The 18,697-nt window shown below is 52.2% G+C and carries 13 protein-coding genes and 1 pseudogene; 13 read left to right on the top strand and 1 reads right to left on the bottom strand.

The window, feature by feature from the left end; translation table 11 throughout:
- Window positions 1-51: 51 nt before the first annotated feature.
- Window positions 52-1,305 (top strand): TIGR03790 family protein, encoded by a 1,254-nt coding sequence (locus tag CKO36_RS00480; RefSeq protein ID WP_200279055.1) that lies wholly within the window; start codon window positions 52-54, stop codon window positions 1,303-1,305.
- On the opposite strand, the gene CKO36_RS00475 is transcribed toward CKO36_RS00480, so the two are convergent.
- On the bottom strand, window positions 1,302-3,710 hold the full coding sequence (locus CKO36_RS00475) for a tetratricopeptide repeat protein (protein ID WP_200279053.1): 2,409 nt from the start codon (window positions 3,708-3,710) through the stop codon (window positions 1,302-1,304). The two genes, CKO36_RS00480 and CKO36_RS00475, sit on opposite strands and share 4 nt — an antisense overlap.
- Before the next feature lie 293 nt (window positions 3,711-4,003).
- Here CKO36_RS00475 and CKO36_RS00470 point away from each other — a divergent pair, with 293 nt between their 5' ends.
- From CKO36_RS00470 to CKO36_RS00415, 12 genes and pseudogenes are all read left to right on the top strand, one after another.
- Window positions 4,004-5,425, top strand: a complete 1,422-nt coding sequence (locus CKO36_RS00470; RefSeq protein ID WP_242469287.1) for an undecaprenyl-phosphate glucose phosphotransferase — start codon at window positions 4,004-4,006, stop codon at window positions 5,423-5,425.
- A 59-nt stretch (window positions 5,426-5,484) separates the two neighbouring features.
- A complete protein-coding gene (locus CKO36_RS20220) occupies window positions 5,485-5,787 on the top strand; it encodes a hypothetical protein (protein ID WP_338053389.1) in 303 nt (100 codons plus the stop codon).
- The gene (locus tag CKO36_RS20215) at window positions 5,784-6,224 is read left to right on the top strand and encodes a PD-(D/E)XK nuclease family protein (protein ID WP_338053388.1); all 441 of its coding nucleotides are present in this window, start codon (window positions 5,784-5,786) and stop codon (window positions 6,222-6,224) included. Before CKO36_RS20220 ends, CKO36_RS20215 begins: the two co-directional genes overlap by 4 nt.
- Before the next feature lie 305 nt (window positions 6,225-6,529).
- The gene (locus CKO36_RS00460; RefSeq protein ID WP_200279051.1) at window positions 6,530-7,999 is read left to right on the top strand and encodes a right-handed parallel beta-helix repeat-containing protein; all 1,470 of its coding nucleotides are present in this window, start codon (window positions 6,530-6,532) and stop codon (window positions 7,997-7,999) included.
- Window positions 8,000-8,461: 462 nt separating this feature from the next.
- On the top strand, window positions 8,462-9,823 hold the full coding sequence (locus CKO36_RS00455; protein ID WP_200279049.1) for an O-antigen ligase family protein: 1,362 nt from the start codon (window positions 8,462-8,464) through the stop codon (window positions 9,821-9,823).
- 272 nt (window positions 9,824-10,095) lie between these two features.
- Window positions 10,096-11,553 (top strand): annotated as a pseudogene (locus tag CKO36_RS00445) (IS3 family transposase).
- Between the two features lie 51 nt (window positions 11,554-11,604).
- The gene (locus tag CKO36_RS00440; RefSeq protein WP_275957797.1) at window positions 11,605-12,744 is read left to right on the top strand and encodes a glycosyltransferase family 4 protein; all 1,140 of its coding nucleotides are present in this window, start codon (window positions 11,605-11,607) and stop codon (window positions 12,742-12,744) included.
- Window positions 12,741-13,871: a glycosyltransferase gene (locus CKO36_RS00435; protein WP_200279044.1), complete on the top strand. Its 1,131-nt coding sequence runs from the start codon at window positions 12,741-12,743 to the stop codon at window positions 13,869-13,871. The genes CKO36_RS00440 and CKO36_RS00435 overlap by 4 nt, the downstream gene beginning before the upstream one ends.
- An 8-nt stretch (window positions 13,872-13,879) precedes the next feature.
- Entirely contained in the window at window positions 13,880-15,241 is a 1,362-nt protein-coding gene (locus CKO36_RS00430) for a flippase (protein WP_200279042.1), read from the top strand.
- Window positions 15,242-15,518: 277 nt separating this feature from the next.
- Window positions 15,519-16,199: a sulfotransferase family 2 domain-containing protein gene (locus CKO36_RS00425; protein WP_200279040.1), complete on the top strand. Its 681-nt coding sequence runs from the start codon at window positions 15,519-15,521 to the stop codon at window positions 16,197-16,199.
- A gap of 64 nt (window positions 16,200-16,263) precedes the next feature.
- Window positions 16,264-17,580, top strand: coding sequence for a phenylacetate--CoA ligase family protein (locus tag CKO36_RS00420; protein ID WP_200279038.1), 1,317 nt, complete (start codon window positions 16,264-16,266; stop codon window positions 17,578-17,580).
- An 8-nt stretch (window positions 17,581-17,588) separates the two neighbouring features.
- Window positions 17,589-18,659: a glycosyltransferase family 4 protein gene (locus tag CKO36_RS00415; RefSeq protein WP_200279036.1), complete on the top strand. Its 1,071-nt coding sequence runs from the start codon at window positions 17,589-17,591 to the stop codon at window positions 18,657-18,659.
- The last annotated feature ends 38 nt before the right edge of the window (window positions 18,660-18,697 follow it).

Here is an 18,697-nt window from a genome sequence, read left to right as displayed (position 1 = left end):
CAGAACGAACGGCCCCAAACTCTGGGGCCGTTTTTCGTTGCCCTCTGTCCGATGCGTCTTGCATTTACCATCTTCTCTTGCCTGCTGCTCATTCGCACCCTCCAGTTGGCGGCAGATGACCATCGACCGCCTCAAATCACTCTTCCGCGCCAACACCTCAGTCCGGCTGAATTTGGACTGATCATCAACGATATTGACCCACTCAGCCGCCACATCGGCGCCTACTACGCCGAGCGACGCCAAATTCCCGCAGCCAACCAGATCCACGTCCGTCTCCCACCTGAGCCGGTGATTAAAGCCGCGACCTTCGCCGAGGTCTACCGCCAAGTCCAACAGCAGACCCCCGAACAGGTTCAGGCCTATGTCCTGACCTGGACTGAGCCCTACCGCGTCGATTGCATGTCAATCACCACCGCCTTCGCGGCGGGCTACGACCCAGCGTTCTGCGCCGAGGGCTGCAAGCTCACCCGGCCAAATCCCTATTTCGCCACCAACAGTCAGGCGCCCTACGATGACTACAATTGGCGACCGACCATGGCCTTGGTGGGGCAAACGTTCGATGAAGTCAAGGCGCTGATTGATCGCGGCATTGCGGCGGATGAGACCCGACCAGCGGGGACAGGTTATTTGGTCAGCACCGATGATACAGCCCGCAATGTGCGGGCACGACAATATCAGCGTGTTATCGACAGTTTTGGGTCCATCGTGCAACTGGAACACCTCGAAACCAACGCCATCCGTTATCGACCCGATGTGCTGTTTTACTTTACCGGCCTCACCGAGGTGCCGGATATCGATACCAATACCTATCGGCCAGGGGCCATTGCCGATCACCTGACCTCAAGCGGCGGGGTGCTGACCGGCAGCCGGCAGATGAGCGCGCTGCGCTGGCTGGAGGCCGGTGCGACAGCTAGTTATGGCGCCGTAGCGGAACCGTGTAATTTTCCGGCGAAATTTCCAAGCCCGGGGTTACTGATCGCCAATTATCTCAATGGCGCGACTGCCATTGAGGCGTACTGGAAAAGCGTGGCCATGCCCGGACAGGGCATTTTCATCGGCGAGCCGCTTGCGCGCCCTTACGGGGGTTATGCGCTCGACTACCAGGCCGCCGAGACCGAGGCGCAGACCGATCACTGGCAAGTGACGATCCATGCCCTTTTACCGGGCCGTTATCGGCTTGAGCGCGCGCCCCAGCCGCTCGGGCCTTACCAGGAGCGCGCCACCTTCGTGAAAAAAGGCGCCGCGCCCGTGGTGCTAGAGCTGCCGGCTGCCGGCGTGTTCTTCTACCGCATTCTGCCCGACTAGAGCTGCTCCAGGGTCGCCCGCGCTTCCTCGCTCCCTGGAAAACGGCTGCCATCGGCGAGCGCGCGCTCGAGTGCGGCGCGCGCCTCGTTGGTGCGACCCAGCGCCTGATAGGTCATGCCAAGGTGGTATTCCAGCTCCGCGAAGGGATCATCAAGTTCTGCCGCGCGCTTGAGGGTTGTGAGCGCGCTTTGATAGTCGCCGTTTTTGTAGTAGGTCCAGCCGAGGGTGTCGAGCAAAACAGGCTGTTCGGAGTCTGCGAAGCGCTTGGCCAGTTCCAGGGCGCGCGCGGCTCCAGTCTCGTCAAGATCGGGCTGCATCAGCAGCAGCATGGCAAGATTGTTGGCCACCACATCGGCATTCGGCGCCTTGTCGAGCACCTCCTGATACACTGCGATGGCATCACCGCCGGATTGCTGGATCAGGTTGCCAAGATTGTAGAGCAGGAAGGCATTGCGCTCGGTGGCATCCGCGCCCTGCTGGAGCGTGGTGATCGCGGCATCAAGATCACCACCGCGCGCTTGCACATGGGCAAGCCCCAGGTACCCCGTGGGCGACTGCGGATGCCACTGGATGATGTCACGGTAGGTCTCCGCCGCTGCCCCGTCCTGTCCACGTGCGGTTTGGATTTGCCCCAACAGCTCGGCTGCGGCAATGTTGGTCGGCAGATCATCGGCTAGGGCCTTAGCTGTCGCCTCAGCGGCCTCCGGTTGCTCAAGCGCCATTTGCACGCGCGCCAGCGCCAGACGCGGTTCAGGCGCATTCGGTGCGATGGCCAAGGCCTGTTCTAGCTCGGCTTTGGCGCCTTCAAGATCCTCCTGCTGCTGCAAGCGTAGTGCTTGCAGATAGTGCCCGAGTGGATGGTCCGGGCGCTGTTTAAGCAGCAGTGCTGCGGTCTTGGCGAGCGCCGTCCAATCCCGGTTGCTGAGCTGAATGCGGGCCAGCGCGCTCTGCGCCTCGACATTGTTTGGCACCGTCGTGAGCAGTTCGTCGAGGGTCATTTTCGCGCCTTCGAGATTGCCACTGTTGGCCTGTACCTCAGCCAGCTGCAAGTAGGCGCGCGGATCATCGGGCGCGGCGGCCATCAGATTGCGCAGCGTCTCTTGGGCCAGGGCCAGCTCGTCCTTGGCCACATGCACCTGCGCCAACAAGCGCATGGCGGGCAGGGACTCCGGGCGGTTGCGCAAAATGGTGCGGGCATCGGCCAGGGCCTGGGTGGTATTGTTACGATCCAGCGCGATGGCGCCGCGCACCAACAAGGCTTGCTCGTTCTCGCTCTCCTCGGCCAGCACCTCCTCGGCCAACGCCAGGGCGTCATTGATACGCCCCTCAGCCACCGCCAGAGTTGCCAGGCGCGCGCGCGCCGTGAGCCCTGCGGCGCTCAGCTCGGCGCGTTCAGCGACATCCTCATAGGCATCGCGCGCGCCCTGAATGTCATCCTGCTGCGCGCGCAGTTCGGCCAGCGCGAGGCCAAGGTCGTATTCCTCCGGATGCTGAGCAATCATCTTGCTCAGCGCCGCGCTCGCAGCCGCCGCTGAGCGGACTTCAGCCAGATAGCGCACCACGGCGATTTTGGGCACGCTGTCCCCCGGCATCAGCTCAATGGCCTCACGCAGCACCGCCTCGCCCTTGTCGATTTGCCCGTGTTGCGCCAGGTAACCTGCCAGACGCAACCGATGGGACAGCTCCTCGGGCGCGCTTGCGACAATTTGCTCCAGGACTGCGGTTGCCTTCTCAACCTCGCCCTGCTTTTCATAGACGCCGCCCAGCATGAGCTGGAGTTCCAGGTCATCAGGGTAGGCGACGAGAGCTCGCTCAAGCAGCGCAGTCGCGGCGACGGGATCATCCTGTGCCAAGCGAAGTTGCGCCATCAAGGCCAGGGCCTCGCGTTGCTCAGGGTTGATTGCCAGCGCGGCCTCCACATCCTGCACCGCAGCACCGAGATCGCCCTGGCGGCGCGCCACGGCGCCGCGCAGCATCAGCCCCTCGGCATTCTCAGCATCGAGCGCTAGCACCGCCTCAGCCTCGACCAAGGCATCCTCGGGCCGATTGCCGGCCAGCAACAGCAGCCCCTTGCGCACTCGCGCCTCGGTCAGCTTGGGATCGATTTCAACGGCACGCGAATAGCTACCGAAGGCCTTACGCCAGTCCCCGAGCTGTTCCTGGGTACGGCCAAGCATGTACCAGGACCGCGCATTGCGTCCCTCCGCCTGCAAGGCGTTCTTGAATTCGAGCTGCGCCTTCTCGAAACCACCCTCCTCAAAGAGCGTCATGCCCCGCTGGAAATAGCGGGCACTGGTATCCTCGGCACTGCATCCTGAGAGTAGGGCCGTAATCAAGAGCACGGACAACGCTGCCATCAAGGAGGTGGTCAGCGTGGGGTATGGAGTCGATGGACTTGTTTTCATTTTGATCTACCCTTCATCTGAATCTGAATCTGAATCTGAATCCATACTACGGACATCAACCGCTCAGTACAGCATAAAACCTGCCATTCAACTATAACTTATTGATTTTTATCTGGCCGGCAAACAATTTTGTTCTATAATATCAATAGTTTATTGTCGACTCCTGAGCGCTGAAGCAACGTCGCGGGTCGTGATGTCAAGCCTCGGGTGAACAAAGCTCCTTTTCCATGATAAGGTCGGCTCTCAATCCTTTCCGTGGCGCCGACCGAATAAAGCAGAGCTGATCTTCTGTTATGGCAGAACAACCCTCGCTTCATAGCAGACCCATTCGGGCTGAATTTCCAGCCATTTCGTTGTTTTTCTGGATCTCCGACGCGACCCTGATCATGGTCGCACTGAGCGGACTAGCGTATTTATTTGATGTGACATGGGGCATCCATTACTGGATGGCAGCCCTGCTTGGGGCCTTGATTTTCGTCATTTATGCCCGGCCCGCCGGGGCCCATCGCAGTTGGCGCGGACAACCCGCAAGTCGGTTCGTCTGGCCGGTGATCAACGCCTGGGGCGCCACAGTGGCGACACTCATCGCGATCGCCTTCGTGACCAGAACATCGTACGAATTTTCACGTGCAGTCATGTTGAGCTGGTTCTCGTCAATGCCCGCGATCATTTTGGCGTGGCGATACTTGGGCATATTGGTCGCCCGAAGGGTGTATAGTGCAGGGCGGAATATGAAGCACGTAGCAATTGCTGGCTCTGTCGGCGATTCTGCGGAGCTCATCAGAGTGATTCAAAGCAACCCAAGTCTCGGTCTGCGCTTAGTCGGTTTCTATGATGATCGCAAGCTCGACAGAGATAGAGACGCAACAACGTATGATGCATATCGCCGGGGTGATTTCGATGCCCTAGTTACTGCGGCGCGCACGGGGGGTGTTGATTTAGTGTACATTACCCTGCCACTCAAGGCAGAGAACAGAATATCCGAACTCATCCGTTACTTGGCGGACACCACGGCCTCGATACATTATGTTCCCAATTTTCTTACCTTCGACTTGCTGCATGCGCGTTGGATTTACCTCGGCCCGATCCCGACGCTCAGCATCCGCGAGAGTCCTTTTTATGGCGCTGATGGCTGGCTGAAAGCCGTTGAGGATCTGGTGTTGGCTGTCGTTGCACTCCTGCTAAGCGCTCTGCCGATGGCCATTATCGCGATTGCGGTGAAACTGGATTCGCCTGGTCCGATCGTCTTTCGGCAGCATCGCTACGGGCGCGATGGTCACGTCATTTCAGTTTTGAAATTCCGCACCATGCGAGTCTGTGAAGACGGTAAAAAAATCACCCAGGCAACCAAGGGCGACCCGCGCATCACTCGCCTGGGTCGATTCCTTCGTCGCTATTCGCTTGACGAACTCCCCCAGTTCCTGAATGTACTGCGAGGAGAAATGTCCATCGTCGGTCCACGGCCTCACGCTGTCGCTCACAACGAAGAATACCGAAAACTCATACCTGGGTACATGCTGAGACACAAAGTCAAGCCTGGAATTACCGGCTGGGCTCAAATCAATGGCCTGCGTGGCGAAACCGATACCACCGAAAAAATGCGCCAGCGCGTCGAGCATGACATGCATTACATACGCCACTGGTCACTGTGGCTTGACCTTAAAATTATTTTCCTAACGACCATTCGGGTAATATCCGACACCAAGGCCTACTGATGGTGAAAATATTGTTCAGCCACTTGGGTCGCAACATCTAATAACATATCCAACCTGCAATGGACACGGAACTTAAAGAAATCATCAAGCGCGAATTGCCCGCCTATCTGCGCGAAGACCCAGCTTTTCGCGCCTTTGTGCTTGACCTGACGCGTGAGGCCTATGCTGATCGCGCCCAAACCACCGACTGGTTCAGCAGGCCATTGCTGAGCTGCGTGAATCGCGCGCCCGCTCGGATGTCCGCTGGGAGGAATACCTGCGCGACCGCGAAGCGCAAAATCGCAAGTGGGATCAGCAAGAGCGCAAATGGGAAGAACAAAACCGCAAGTGGGACAATAACCAGGCCGAAATCCGCCGGATGAATGATGCGCTCATTGCTATGGCGAAAAAGCATGATCGCAGTATCGGCGCCTTGGGCGCGCGCTGGGGTTTGCAATTAGAAAAGACCTTTCGCGATGCACTGGCCTCCATTCTCGAAGAAAATTTTGCAGTTCAGGTCATCAACTACAACGGCTATGACGACCAAGGTGAGGTATTCGGACGCCCTGAGCAGATCGAGATCGAGCTGGACGTGATCATCAAAAATGGCCTGCTTATTCTGTGCGAGCTTAAATCGTCCATCGACAAGGGCGGCATGTACCTGTTCGAGCGCAAGGCGCGTTTCTACGAATGCGAGCACTATCGCAAGGCCAGCCGCCTGATCGTCATCTCGCCTATGATTGAGCCTAAGGCGTTGCCCGTCGCCGAGCGTTTGGGCATTGACTGTTTTGGTGATTCGCTGGAGGTTGAACAGTTGTAGGTATGATTTGCTTGACAACCCAGGTTCGTTGGTAGATTTTCTTACATGACAGACATGGACTTTAAGGATGCTCGTCAACCGCCGACGCAAGGCTGAACGCACTAACCCGGCACTTGTCCAATGATCATGTGAGGCATCGAAACGAGTATCAAGCGTTCTGCATGCCGTATCCTAGCACGCGAATTACCCAATGTGTACATATCTGTTCGGTTCCCGGCTCAATGAATTGCTTTTACCGGTTTTCCTGAAGAAAAACTTCAGAAACGGGTAGTCCTGTAAAATTTCGTGAAATTGAGAGGCTTTGTATGAAAATGCTGATGCGAATCTTATCTGGAATGTACCTCATATCTTTGCCGGTGCTGGCATTGAGTTCGGATTTTTTTGTCGATCCGAGTGCTCCAATCAACGGCGACGGAACTTCAGCACAACCTGCATCTGCAGATGGCGGTCCAGGGGCATGCAATTCTTGGTCAGGCATGAGATTCCAAGATAATAGCCGATACTTTCAAAGATGTGGAACGACTGCAAATATCACCGAAATGATCGATATACGAGGAAGCAATGTTACTCTTGGTGCCTACGACCTGAATGATGGCGATGTAGTAATAAATGGCTGTACCGATCTGCCAAAAGTGAGAGGCCCAGGTCATTCTCTCAGTATCGCAATGAGGATACGCGAGGTAACAGATGTTGTCCTAGAGTATATTGATATCGGAGAGGCTAGGACAGCGTTATCAATTCAAGCAGCATCACAGTTTATTGTCCGGAAATCCAGAATAGGAGCCGGCAGCAAAGTGGGTATTTCTATCATGGGTGCGTTGATTGGAGATAATTATAGATTAACTGAAGACGGAGAGATATCAGGAAATGAAATCAATTCCATGTACGCAGATTATCACCCAATTGATCAATACCAGCCAGATCTTTTGGCAGATGGAGTCACTTTTAAATGTGGAGTTGAAGCTGTTTGGTTGACTAATAATGAGATAATGGATTGGGGGCACGATGGGGTAAATGTACACTGTGATGCAGATAATGAGCCCCCGGCTCAAAATAACATAATTAATGGGAATAAAATTTCCGCACAGAATTCCCCATATTGTCGGGGGTTTTCGACGGGCGGGCCAGAAGGTAAAGTTCAGTTCAATACGTTTGAGGATAATATCGTCAAACATACAAGCGCGCGTAACCAAATCAACGGCAACAATAATATTGTCCGGCGCAATACAATTGACACTGTGACAAACAATCCTTTCAAGTCTCGTGCGATCGGTCAAGGGATTCACTTGCAGGCGTATGACAATCAGGTATGCCATGACAATATCATTGAGAATAATACTATAAAAGCCACAGATGATGCGGCGATCTATCTTTATCCAGGGGATGGGGTAAAAAAGAATAACATAATTCGGGGGAATACTATTATTGACTCTGGGTTGGCAGGCGGTTTTGGAGATTCCGAGCAAAGTCCTCCCGGGACAGCGATTTACGTAGGAGACTCTGAAAACGTTGTTAATAATATTATTTCGGATAATGTAATTCGTCGAACTAGCGATAATATGATGCTTCGAACTAGCGATAATATGATGCTTCGAACTGGCGATAACTCTGAGGAGCCGGCGTTGATTTATTTCCGCGGGCGACAGCTTACGGTAACAGAATTTAACGCCGAAAAAGGGGAGAGTGGAGAGGACAAGATCTTCGACAATATTTTTCTGTGGGGCGTTGAAGAAATGCAGGCGCTTTCTGCACCAAAAGGGCTAACCATAAACTAATCCATCAATTCTGCCCCCCGAGTTTGCCGTGGGGGCGTGTGCCGTCCATGCTCTAACTTCCCAGTTGCGCTTGCACTCACGGCAGCAAATCCAGAAGCAAATCCAGAGGATTTGTGGTCAGTGGATGATGACGGACGACTCCTGCGCTGGACGCCGGTTATCCCCAACGGTGGGTCACTTTAGCTTGCGACGCCCAGCGACTGCGGATCCTTCTCTCTGAGATTCGGCCTTTGCAAAACGCTCGCGCTCATGCCACATCCCACTCTCACCAGCAATCCGCCGACATTGCCCGAATCTTCGCTTAGGCCTGTTGCAGAAGGCCGTCAATATCCCAACTGCGAGCCGCAAAATTTACTTCCAGGCATAAATGGAACTACCATGTCGGCAGTACCGAGTATTGGCTAAAGAATGATCTTTATATGGTTCCATATTATACTTGCACTCATTGGAAGCACCATAGCGTTGTTGAATTACCGAGTCGGCGTCTGGCTGTCGATCGTATTGCTGCCTTTTTCGGCAACTCAGCTCATGCCAAGACAGTTACTCGGGATCACAGGGTTGAATACACTTAATATCATCCTTGTTGCGACAATTGTATCTGCATTTTTTTCGATGGCGAAACGGCCAGGCTCCGTTCGCTTGCCCCGTTTGCCGGTGACATTCATGGCATACATTGGGTTAATTGTTGCCGGAGCCGCTGCGGGATTATTCTATATTGACCTGGTTCCCCCGCGAGCTGTTGGCGATGGCATTGAGAATGGGCTGTCTCCTCTGGGATACCTCTTGGAGAATTTATTTAAACCACTGATCATCGTCGTGGTGGCGCTGCTAGCTGCTGTCACGGTAACGAATGAAAAATTCGCGCGCAGGTTGGTAACGGCGATATCCGTCGCACTTCTATTGTTTAGTATGGTCGTCCTTTTGAACCAATTTACTTCTGGGTTAAGTCTGAGCGAGATGGCGAGCTCGAAATCCCGCCGCATGTTGTCCTGGATGGGTATACATGCGAATGATATTGGTCATCTTTGCAATTTGGGTGTCGCTTTGACTCTATTTGCCTTTCTGGGGACGCGGAACGCGGCATCCCGTTGGTTCTATGCGGCGGCAGCTGTTTTGGGGGCAGCTGCCGCAGCATTGACTTTCTCAAGGAGCGCCTTTCTCGGGTTACTTACAATCGGGGCATATTTTCTTATCTCCAGGCGCCGGTTTTGGGATCTTTTCTTCGCGGCTATGGCTATGGTGATCGTGGCAATACTCTTGCCCGATGCCTTTATTGAACGGGCCTTAACGGGGATCGGTGAGGAAGACACTACTGCGATTACCGCCGGGAGATTGCATGGTATCTGGCTCCCATTGCTTCCAGAATTTTTGGCTAGCCCGATCTGGGGGCATGGTTTGTCCTCGATGCTTTGGTCAGGATTCAACAGACCGGTGTTTATTGTAGGGCACCCTCATAACGCATATCTAGGAGTATTACTGGACTTTGGTGTTCTTGGAGGGATTATTGTTGCTGCGTTCTGGTTCAGAATGTGGGGTTTATTCAGAGTGTTGTATCGCTACCATGAAGATCCATTTTGGCGTTCATTTTACGAGGGCGCCAAACTAGGGATTTTCGTTGCGCTCGTCCAGGGACTAACAGGCCAGAAGTTCGTACCCTGGTTCCCGCATGCCTTTTTGTGGATTGCTTTTGGCATCGCGTTAGGAATGAATACAAAGTTGCGACTTGATAAATTGTCACGATTTGGCACACTTTCACGGCGCACTCCTGCAACCGCTGTAAGGCCAATAGAGTTACGGCGCAAGGACAGCCCGTTAGAGCTCTAAATTCGAGATTTGGGCATAACACTGCGTGTCCATGCGAGCAGTCTTTCAGAAGAATTAACCAGTCAGGGAAGAACGCTCTCAACTCGCAGTACCGCAGGTCACTCAGTAGATACTGTCAGCCCTTTAATCACACTGAACGGGTCCCTCTGTGCCAATATGCTTGAGACACCGATACCATGCTCAAATTAAGGAGCATTCTTAGAGGCTCTCTCATGGCTGATATCACCAAACAACCGATTTCCCAGGCCGATACGCACGCGCAGGATTCTTCGATTCATCGCGAAAAGCCCGATCAAGCCACGCCGGCACAACGCCTACAGGCGAGCGCCGAAGTGCTGGAAAACCCCGAACGCCGGACGTTTTCCGCCGAGTACAAGCAGCGCATCCTCAACGAAGCGGATGCCTATTGCGAGTCCGGCTGTATCGGCCAATTGTTGCGCCGCGAGGGCTTGTATTCCTCGCATTTGAGCAAGTGGCGGGCCAAACGTGAGCAGGCGATTCGGGCCGGGTTGTCGAAGCCTCGGGGCCGACAGCCCCAGCCCAAGAATCCCTTGGCCGATGAAAATGCTCGTCTGCAACGCGAGGTGCAACAGCTCCAAGCGCGTCTGGCACAGGCGGAAACCATCATCAATGTCCAAAAAAACTCTCGCAACTCTTGGGCTTGAGCGAGCCTCTGAGCGAAGCCGGGAGACCGTCATGAACAGCGTCCGCGAATTGAGTCAGTCCGTGGGCATCAAAGTCGCCTGTCAGGCGTTAAACCTGAATCGTGCTTCCTTCTACCGTGCGCAACAGCCTCCATCTCCAGCGGCGGGCGAATGTCCGCGACCCCCCTTGGCGCTAAGCATTGAGGAACAACAGCGTGCTTTGACCTATCTCCAAAGCGAGCGCTTCATGGATTGCTCACCGTATCAGGTGTTCGCCACGCTCCTTGATCAAGGCGTCTATCTGTGCTCCATCCGCACGTTCTATCGCTTGCTCACACGCGATAATGCCGTGCGCGAACGCCGTGATCAACGCCAACATCCTCGCGATTGCAAGCCTGAATTGCTCGCTCATGCACCAAACCAGGTATGGTCTTGGGATATTACGAAACTCAAAGGCCCGGCCAAATGGACGTATTTTCCCCTGTACGTCATCATTGATGTCTTTAGCCGTTACGTCGTCGGTTAGATGGTTGCTCATCGCGAGTCCACGGCATTGGCAAAACGCCTCATCGCCGAGACATGCTCACGCCAAGCCATTGAACAAGAACAATTAACTCTGCATGCCGACCGTGGAAGTAGCATGACATCCAAGGGCGTCGAACAGCTGTTAGCCGACCTGGGTGTGACCAAAACCCATTCGCGTCCCTATGTCTCCAACGACAATCCGTATTCAGAAGCCCAATTCAAAACCCTGAAGTATTGCCCGGATTTTCCTGCGTCGTTTTCGTCCCTCCAAGAGGCAAGGGCGTTCTGTAGCGAGTTCTTCTCTTGGTACAACAACGAACACGGCCATTCCGGTATCGCTTTGCTTACCCCAGCGAGTGTTCATCATGGCGAGGCTGCCACCATCGTGATCCAGCGCAACCAGATGCTGCAAGCCGCGCCTTCGAGCAGAATTCCGAGCGCTTTAAGCATCGAACTCCAAGTGCTCCGGCCTTACCAACAGCCGCTTGGATTAATCCCCCAGCATCTACAACAAAGGAGGGCGCTCACGCCCCGCAGATCGACACGATCAATCAACACTAATTTCCTTGTCACAGGTGTCTCAAAATTATTGACATATACCGGGTTTTGGAAATGAGAATTTGTTTTCTTGGGTTGGGCAATCTTCCAGTCTTGGCGCGCGAATATAATCATCATGGGACTGGGGGAGCGCAAGTCCAAATGACGCTTTTAGCTAAAGCTCTAGTGAAGCGTGGCTATGAGGTCAGTATGGTGGTCGGAGACTATGGGCAGGAAGATGGCAGGGCATGGGAAGGCGTAACGACCTACAAAGCGTTTAAGCACAACGAGGGGCTGCCAATCATTCGTTTCATTCACCCCCGCTGGACAAAAACCTGGGCAGCACTAGGGAGATCGGATGCGGATGTCTATGTCACTAGTTGCGCAGGTATGCACGTGGGATTGCTGGCTCTGTATTGCAATAGGATGGGCAAAGGCTTCGTATTTCGTTTGGCGAATGACGGCGACGCCGATCCGCGCCATGTTTTGATCCAAACCTGGCGCGACAAGAAGCTTTACGAATTTGGTCTGAGACGAGCTGATCGCCTCCTTTGCCAGAATAACCTGCAGCGGAAACGGCTTAAGGATAATTACTCACTGAGTGCCGCTATAATTAGGTCCTTCGTCGAAGCATCGGTCTTAGTTCGTCCGTTGCAGGAAAGACGTATCGAGTTGCTTTGGGTCAGCAATTTGCGGGATATAAAACGTCCCGGCTTGGCTGTTGACCTCGCACGGAGCTTGCCACATCGCCACCTTCACATGGTTGGCGGACCACTCACTGGTGCGGCAAAATTATACGATAACATTCAGAGGGAAGCCGCAACCCTAACAAATCTGACCTTCCACGGGGCTGTGCCATACCATGAAGTTTCCGAGTTATACGACAGGGCTAGGGTGTTTATTAACACATCTAGTAGCGAGGGTTTCCCCAATTCCTATTTACAGTCCTGGCAGCGTGGCGTTCCTGTTATCGCTTTTCTGGACCCGGATGGCCTGATCCAGCGGGAAGGGCTGGGATACGCCGTCAGCGGCATGGATGAAATGCGGCAGGCCTCGGAAAGACTGCTTTCAGATGATAGCGAATGGCAACGAGCGTCAGATCGCTGCCGCGTTTACATGGATCGCCACCATGGTGATGACATAGTGCTCAAACCTTACATTTTGGCTATCGAAAAAGCGCATATGGTTAGATGCAAGAGTAGAGAAAGTCGGTGACCGTCGCTTTTATCGTTAGTTCGTTGGGCTTTGGCGGTGCAGAGAAACACACCCTTCAGTTGTTCAACGGTCTCGCTAGGTTTGGATTTCCAACCGCCTTAGCCTATCTTAAGCGGGAGGAACATCTGCTGCATGAGGTAGACCGAGCATCAGGGACTGTTTGGTGCGCCGAATTCAGAATGGGGTGGGATTTCACTGGTTTAACACGACTTGCGGATTGGGTAAGGGCGATAAACCCAGGTGTTATCGTGTGCGTTAACACTTACCCCCTATTCTATAGTCAAGTCGCGCGTTGGCTTACAGGACATCGTTGCCGCATCATTGAGATATTTCACACCACCAAGCCGGCTTTGCTGGAGCAAATTAAAATGAGTTTAGTGTATGCTCCTTTCTTTAATCGCTGTGATTGCATCGTATACGTCAGCGCGGTACAGCGCGCCTACTGGGAAGGTCGCGGGCTGCGAAAGGAACTTGGTGTGGTCATTCACAATGGAGTCGACACTGAATATTTTGACGATAGCTTTACCTGGGATGAAAAACGGGGGGTACGCGAACGGTTTGGCTTTAAACGTGATGACTTTGTTATCGGAATTTGCGCGGCCTTGAGGCCAGAGAAGAAACATGAGGATCTCATTGAAGCAGTCGCACGTTTAAAAAGTGAAGGTGTGCCCGCCCACTGCCTGGTGATCGGTGACGGTCCCTGTCGCGCTGCCATTGAAAGCACAATCTTTCGCTTTGGGCTAGAAAACGAGGTTGTGATTACTGGCTTTCAGACGGATGTCAGGCCGTTTCTCGCGGCCTGTGACTGTATGACCATCGTATCAACTCAGGTTGAGACATTTTCTCTTGCAGCGCTGGAAGCCATGGCTATGAGCAAGCCGGTGGTGATGAGTGCTGTAGGTGGCGCAACGGAGCAAGTCCGGAACGGAGACAATGGCTATCTCTTTCCGGCGGGTGATGTGGAAGCGCTGGTCGCGGCGCTACGCAGACTCACGAATCATAAAAACTGTGAAAAACTGGGTAGAGCGGCACGTCGCATTACCGAGCAAGAATACGCCCTCCATAAAATGATTAATAAATATGCGGCATTGTTTGGTCATAACTTGGGGACCGACGGGGTGGCGTGAATACGGCAATGAAATGCATGCTGGGTAAAAACGCGGTCTGCATTCCCGAACCTGTCGTGAAACTGTTTGAACGGTTGAAAAATGGAAATGGCGTAGGCGCCATTTTTGCTCGTGGTGCACTACGTTCGCTTATTGCCAAGGCGCTCGGACTTGGCATCGGGTTTCTACTTCAAATTGTGATTGCCAGGGTACTGGGTATTGAGCAATTTGGTGTTTATGCCTTTGCGCTTAGTTGGGTTAATATCCTGCTGGTTTTTACCTTATTTGGTGCGAACAAAGCAATTATCCGGTTTCTTCCCCCTTACCGATTGTCCGAAAGCACTGCTTTGATGGCAGGCTTGCTTCGTTGGGCATCTTCGGTCGTGTTGTCAGCAGGGTTAGCATTGTGTCTTGCGTTATGGGCCTTCCTGTTCCTGTCTGATGCCGTCCAAAATCGGGAGTTAGTCAGAACCATGGCGCTAGCGTCCCTTTTGCTGCCCATCCTGGGGTTGTCGCAGTTGCGACAAGCAGGGCTAATAGCGATGAAGCAGGTTTTTCGAGCGGAGTTTGCTGATACTTTTATAAGACCATTGCTTCTCATTATTCTTGCAGTCTCTTGGCATTGGGTTTTGGATGCTCCTGTGGTTGCACATCAAGCCATGCTAATGCAGCTTGCCGCAACCATTGTTGCCTTCCTGATCGGCGCTCGTTGGTTGAAGCAGGCATTACCGAATAAAATAAACGTTGTGACCCCTAGCTATGATGTCAAAGTCTGGCGACTTATGGCTCTGCCGATGATGTTCATTGCGGGCATTCATATTCTGCTCAAGCAGACCGATGTTATCATGCTTGGTATGATTACCGGCACTACGGAATCTGGCGTTTATAGCGTGATGAGCCGCTTATCCAACCTTGCGATGTTTGGGCTAGGGGCTGCGACAGCTATGGCTGCCCCAATGATTGCAGAATTACATGACTCGGGAAAAATGACAGCCCTGCGACGTGTCATCACTTTGACGATACGAGGCTCCCTCTTTTTCATGCTCGGCGCTAGCGCTTTCCTTATTTGTTTTGGCGAAGCCATAACGACTCTTTACGGACCGGGTTTTGCGGCGGGACTGAGCGCTCTTTACATTCTCCTTATTGGTCAGGCAGTCAATGCAGCGACCGGGCCACTCAATTCTGTTGTCAGCATGACCGGTCATCAAATGCATCTTGCAAAGGTTCAAGGAATCACTGCAACAATAAATATCTTTCTGAATTTATGTCTGATACCGCGCTTTGGAATGGTCGGCGCAGCAACTGCAACGACTACAGCAATTGCAATCTCCAACCTCTGGTTACTGTTTTATGTACACAAACATCTCAATATACGGGTTTCACCGTTTTAATACTAAGGACAGAAACCTGGCTGATCTAAGTTGCTACTTACAAATTTCGCCAAATGACCCCAATCCCGCTTCCGCTTTTTAAAGCGAGATAGCGAGGAGTCCTTACATACTTGCCTTAGAAGCAGGGTGATAGCTGCAAAGAAAACTGATTGGTCAACGGAAAAGACAGTGCACAAGATCGATCTGGCTTTGTCTCAAATGAGGCAATAGGAAATATCAGCCCGCAATTGGTTGGCGATGTAAGGCGCTAAAAAATACTGCATGCTTGGACAAGGTTGTGATTTCTCATAAATACCAATGCATTTTTATACATATCCCAAAATGTGCCGGTACAAGTATTGAGTCAGCGCTAGGTCACCTTGATGGTCATACTGGACGTGGCGAGCAAGATCACAGAACGATAAGAATGATCGAACAGCCTTATCTTACACAAAAAATCTTTCAGTCGCGAGACAATCTAATTGAAGTTCTTCGCAGGGAAAGACATTATTATTTTTCTAAAGTATATAATCACAGAAACAAATTTTCTGTTACAGAAAAACAATATAGATCATATTTTAAATTTACTATTGTTCGAAACCCATGGGCGCGTGCTGTTTCCTGGTATAGAAATGTTATGCGCGATGATGTTCATCTTAAGGTACATAAGATAACAAATAATATGACATTCAAGGATTTTTTGAAAAAGTTTGCAGGGAAAGGAGCGCTTAGAACCCAACTGTATTGGCTAAAAAACTATGATGGTTCTATCCCGTTGGATTATATAGGTCGATTTGAGAATTTATCGGGCGATATGAATGAAGTATTTAGTATTTTAAAGCTAAATAACATTGCGCTTCCCCACAAAATAAAATCACCAAAAGACGATTATAGAAAATATTTTGACAGTGAGTCGAACGACATTATCTGGAATATTTATAGAGAAGATATTGAGGTGTTTGGTTATTCATTTAGTTAAGAGCATCTTTTTAACATCTACGGATGGATAGAAGCCAGTTGGTAGGGTATCGATTGAAACCACCATGAAGAAGCACATGCGGTATCTCCTACGTCGAGTATTGAGAGAGAATTGCCTTGCCGAGTCTCGCGCTCGCTCGTTGATCAAGCGAGAAAAGAGCAATCGCCGCGAGTCTGAGCGCCTACAGGAAGTGTACCTGCACCGTTCGCTGTCCCGGGCGGTACATGTCATACCGGCTTATTCGTCTTTGATAGGCAAGATACCGAGTAAATCGGTGAAGCAATTTGTGATTGATAATTTTCCAATTATAGACAAAACGAGACTACTTTCTGATCGTGCGTCCTTTTTTCCGCACGATGGTATTGCAAGACCGTGGTGGAGTGTAGGAAGGACCAGTGGCACGAGTGGCACGCCGGTCGATATTTTTCGTGACTATAATTCGGCGATATGGGAACATGCATTCCACTTGCAGCACTGGAGTTGGGCTGGTTTCGAAAAGAACGCAAGGCAAATCGTACTTCGTGGTGACCTCGTTGTCCCACCTGAGCAAGACCGTCCCCCGTATTGGTACCTAGACCCATTTGGGCGTCAGTTGATCTTGTCGACTCGGCACATCAATAACGCCAGTATTGGGTACTTTGCAGCTGCAATTAATGCTTATGGCGCAACGCAACTGCGCGCCTATCCATCAGCAGCTTACGAGTTATCTCGCCTTGCTGAAAGCCATGACCTCAGCTTGCGGTTTAAATCCATTATTACTGGATCGGAAACGCTATTTCCTGCACATCGCGATGAGATAACGCGTGTTCTTGGTGGCCCTGTTTTTGACTTTTATGGTATGGCAGAAAGAGTCGCATTTGGCGGTGAATGTGAGTTTGGGAGAATGCACATTCACCCCGAATACTCGTTCGTGGAGATTGTCGATTCCCATGGTAAACCAACGGAGGAGGAGGGGTTTATCGTTGGGACTTCCTTCCATAATCTGGCTATGCCTCTCATCCGGTATCGTCTAGACGATTCGGCAAAATGGAGTCGTACCGCTTGCCCTTGCGGTCGATCCTATCCTACTGTCGAGCGAATCCTTGGGAGAATTGGAGACACCCTTTTGGATCTAGATGGTAGGCCAGTAAGTCCGACTATTATTACCTTTGCATTTAAGGGCGTGAGCAATTTGGCACGATCCCAGGTTGCTCAAACTGAACGAGATCATTGGGAAATTCGGGTCGTGCCAACTGCGTCTTATTCTGATCAAGACGGTGATATGCTAGTTCAGAACATGAAGCGCTTGGTTTCATCGCGCTTGAATATTTCCTTGAAGCTGGTGCCATCAATCGAAAATTTGCCGAGTGGCAAATATAAGTGGATTTCGCAGGAAGTCTAAAGGGCTCAATGATAACCCCCCGTATTATCATGATCGGAACGACCCTCAATACCCAGGGAGGCGTATCATCTGTCGTCAATGTACTGAGAGAAGGTGGGCTATTCAAACACATAAGCATCGAATATATCGCTACCCACCGTGATGGTGAACTGATCGCAAAACTCACCGCTGCTATCAGCGGCTGGTTGCGTTGCATTGGCCGATTTCTTGTCAGTCGGCCGGATGCGTTGCATGTCCACATGGCTTCACGCGCAAGCTTCTGGCGTAAATTGACATTTATACTGCCAGCTTTTGTGCTGCGCATTCCGGTTATCCTGCACTTGCATGGCGGTGGGTTTAGGGATTTTTATTCCAAGGAAAGCTCCACGCCGGTCCGCCGGTTGATTCGATTTGTGTTTGAAAGGTCCGCCCGGGTTATTGTGCTAGCCGAAGCTTGGAAGCAATGGGCTTTGTCTGTCTTTCCAGATGCACAGGTGGTCAGTTTTTATAACCCGGTGGTTTTGCCAAGGCACATCTCGTTCGAGATGCATGAATGCGCAACCCTGCTGTTCTTAGGCAGGATAGGCGCAAATAAAGGTGCGTTCGATCTCATCGAAGCGGTAGCTCGTCTTCAAGGGCTCTTTCCCGCTATTCGACTGCTGATGGCAGGCGACGGTGATTCCGATGGTGCTCGCCGTTGCGCTATAGACCGGGGGCTTAACGTGCAACTCGTTTTGCCTGGCTGGGTGAGTGGTAAGGAAAAGCGCGCACTCATGGAGAAGGCAACGGTCTATGTGCTGCCTTCGTATCACGAGGGTCTTCCAATGAGTGTGTTGGAAGCTATAGCCTACGGCTTACCTGTTATTTCTACGTCGGTAGGTGGCATTCCGGAAGCGATATCCGACGGTACTGAGGGCTACCTGGTTGAGCCGGGAGACATCGACATGTTAGTAGAACGACTCAGCATGCTGCTTGGTGACGTGGATTTGAGACGGCGTATGGGGGAGGCGGCTAGACTGAAAGCGGAGCGCTTATTTTCCACTGAGGTGGTGGTGCCGCAATTTGAGAGACTCTATTCGGACTTGCTCGCTTCGAAATAAAGGACAGGAAAGCAGGGGACGACAGAGTGAGCTAAGAA

Origin of the sequence: Rhabdochromatium marinum (assembly GCF_016583795.1) — a bacterium.
Taxonomy (GTDB): domain Bacteria; phylum Pseudomonadota; class Gammaproteobacteria; order Chromatiales; family Chromatiaceae; genus Rhabdochromatium; species Rhabdochromatium marinum.
The sequence above is the reverse complement of the archived record's forward strand: the minus strand, read 5'-3'. Positions and strand labels throughout refer to the sequence as shown.

Bases quoted from the DNA above. Each gene is read 5' to 3' on its own strand.
- CKO36_RS20215 (WP_338053388.1), top strand. From the start codon at position 5,784: ATGAATGATGCGCTCATTGCTATGGCGAAAAAGCATGATCGCAGTATC.
- CKO36_RS00475 (WP_200279053.1), bottom strand. From the start codon at position 3,710: ATGAAAACAAGTCCATCGACTCCATACCCCACGCTGACCACCTCCTTG.
- CKO36_RS00420 (WP_200279038.1), top strand. From the start codon at position 16,264: ATGAAGAAGCACATGCGGTATCTCCTACGTCGAGTATTGAGAGAGAAT.
- CKO36_RS00460 (WP_200279051.1), top strand. From the start codon at position 6,530: ATGAAAATGCTGATGCGAATCTTATCTGGAATGTACCTCATATCTTTG.
- CKO36_RS00430 (WP_200279042.1), top strand. From the start codon at position 13,880: ATGAAATGCATGCTGGGTAAAAACGCGGTCTGCATTCCCGAACCTGTC.
- CKO36_RS00415 (WP_200279036.1), top strand. From the start codon at position 17,589: ATGATAACCCCCCGTATTATCATGATCGGAACGACCCTCAATACCCAG.
- CKO36_RS00470 (WP_242469287.1), top strand. From the start codon at position 4,004: ATGGCAGAACAACCCTCGCTTCATAGCAGACCCATTCGGGCTGAATTT.
- CKO36_RS00440 (WP_275957797.1), top strand. From the start codon at position 11,605: ATGAGAATTTGTTTTCTTGGGTTGGGCAATCTTCCAGTCTTGGCGCGC.
- CKO36_RS00480 (WP_200279055.1), top strand. From the start codon at position 52: ATGCGTCTTGCATTTACCATCTTCTCTTGCCTGCTGCTCATTCGCACC.
- CKO36_RS20220 (WP_338053389.1), top strand. From the start codon at position 5,485: ATGGACACGGAACTTAAAGAAATCATCAAGCGCGAATTGCCCGCCTAT.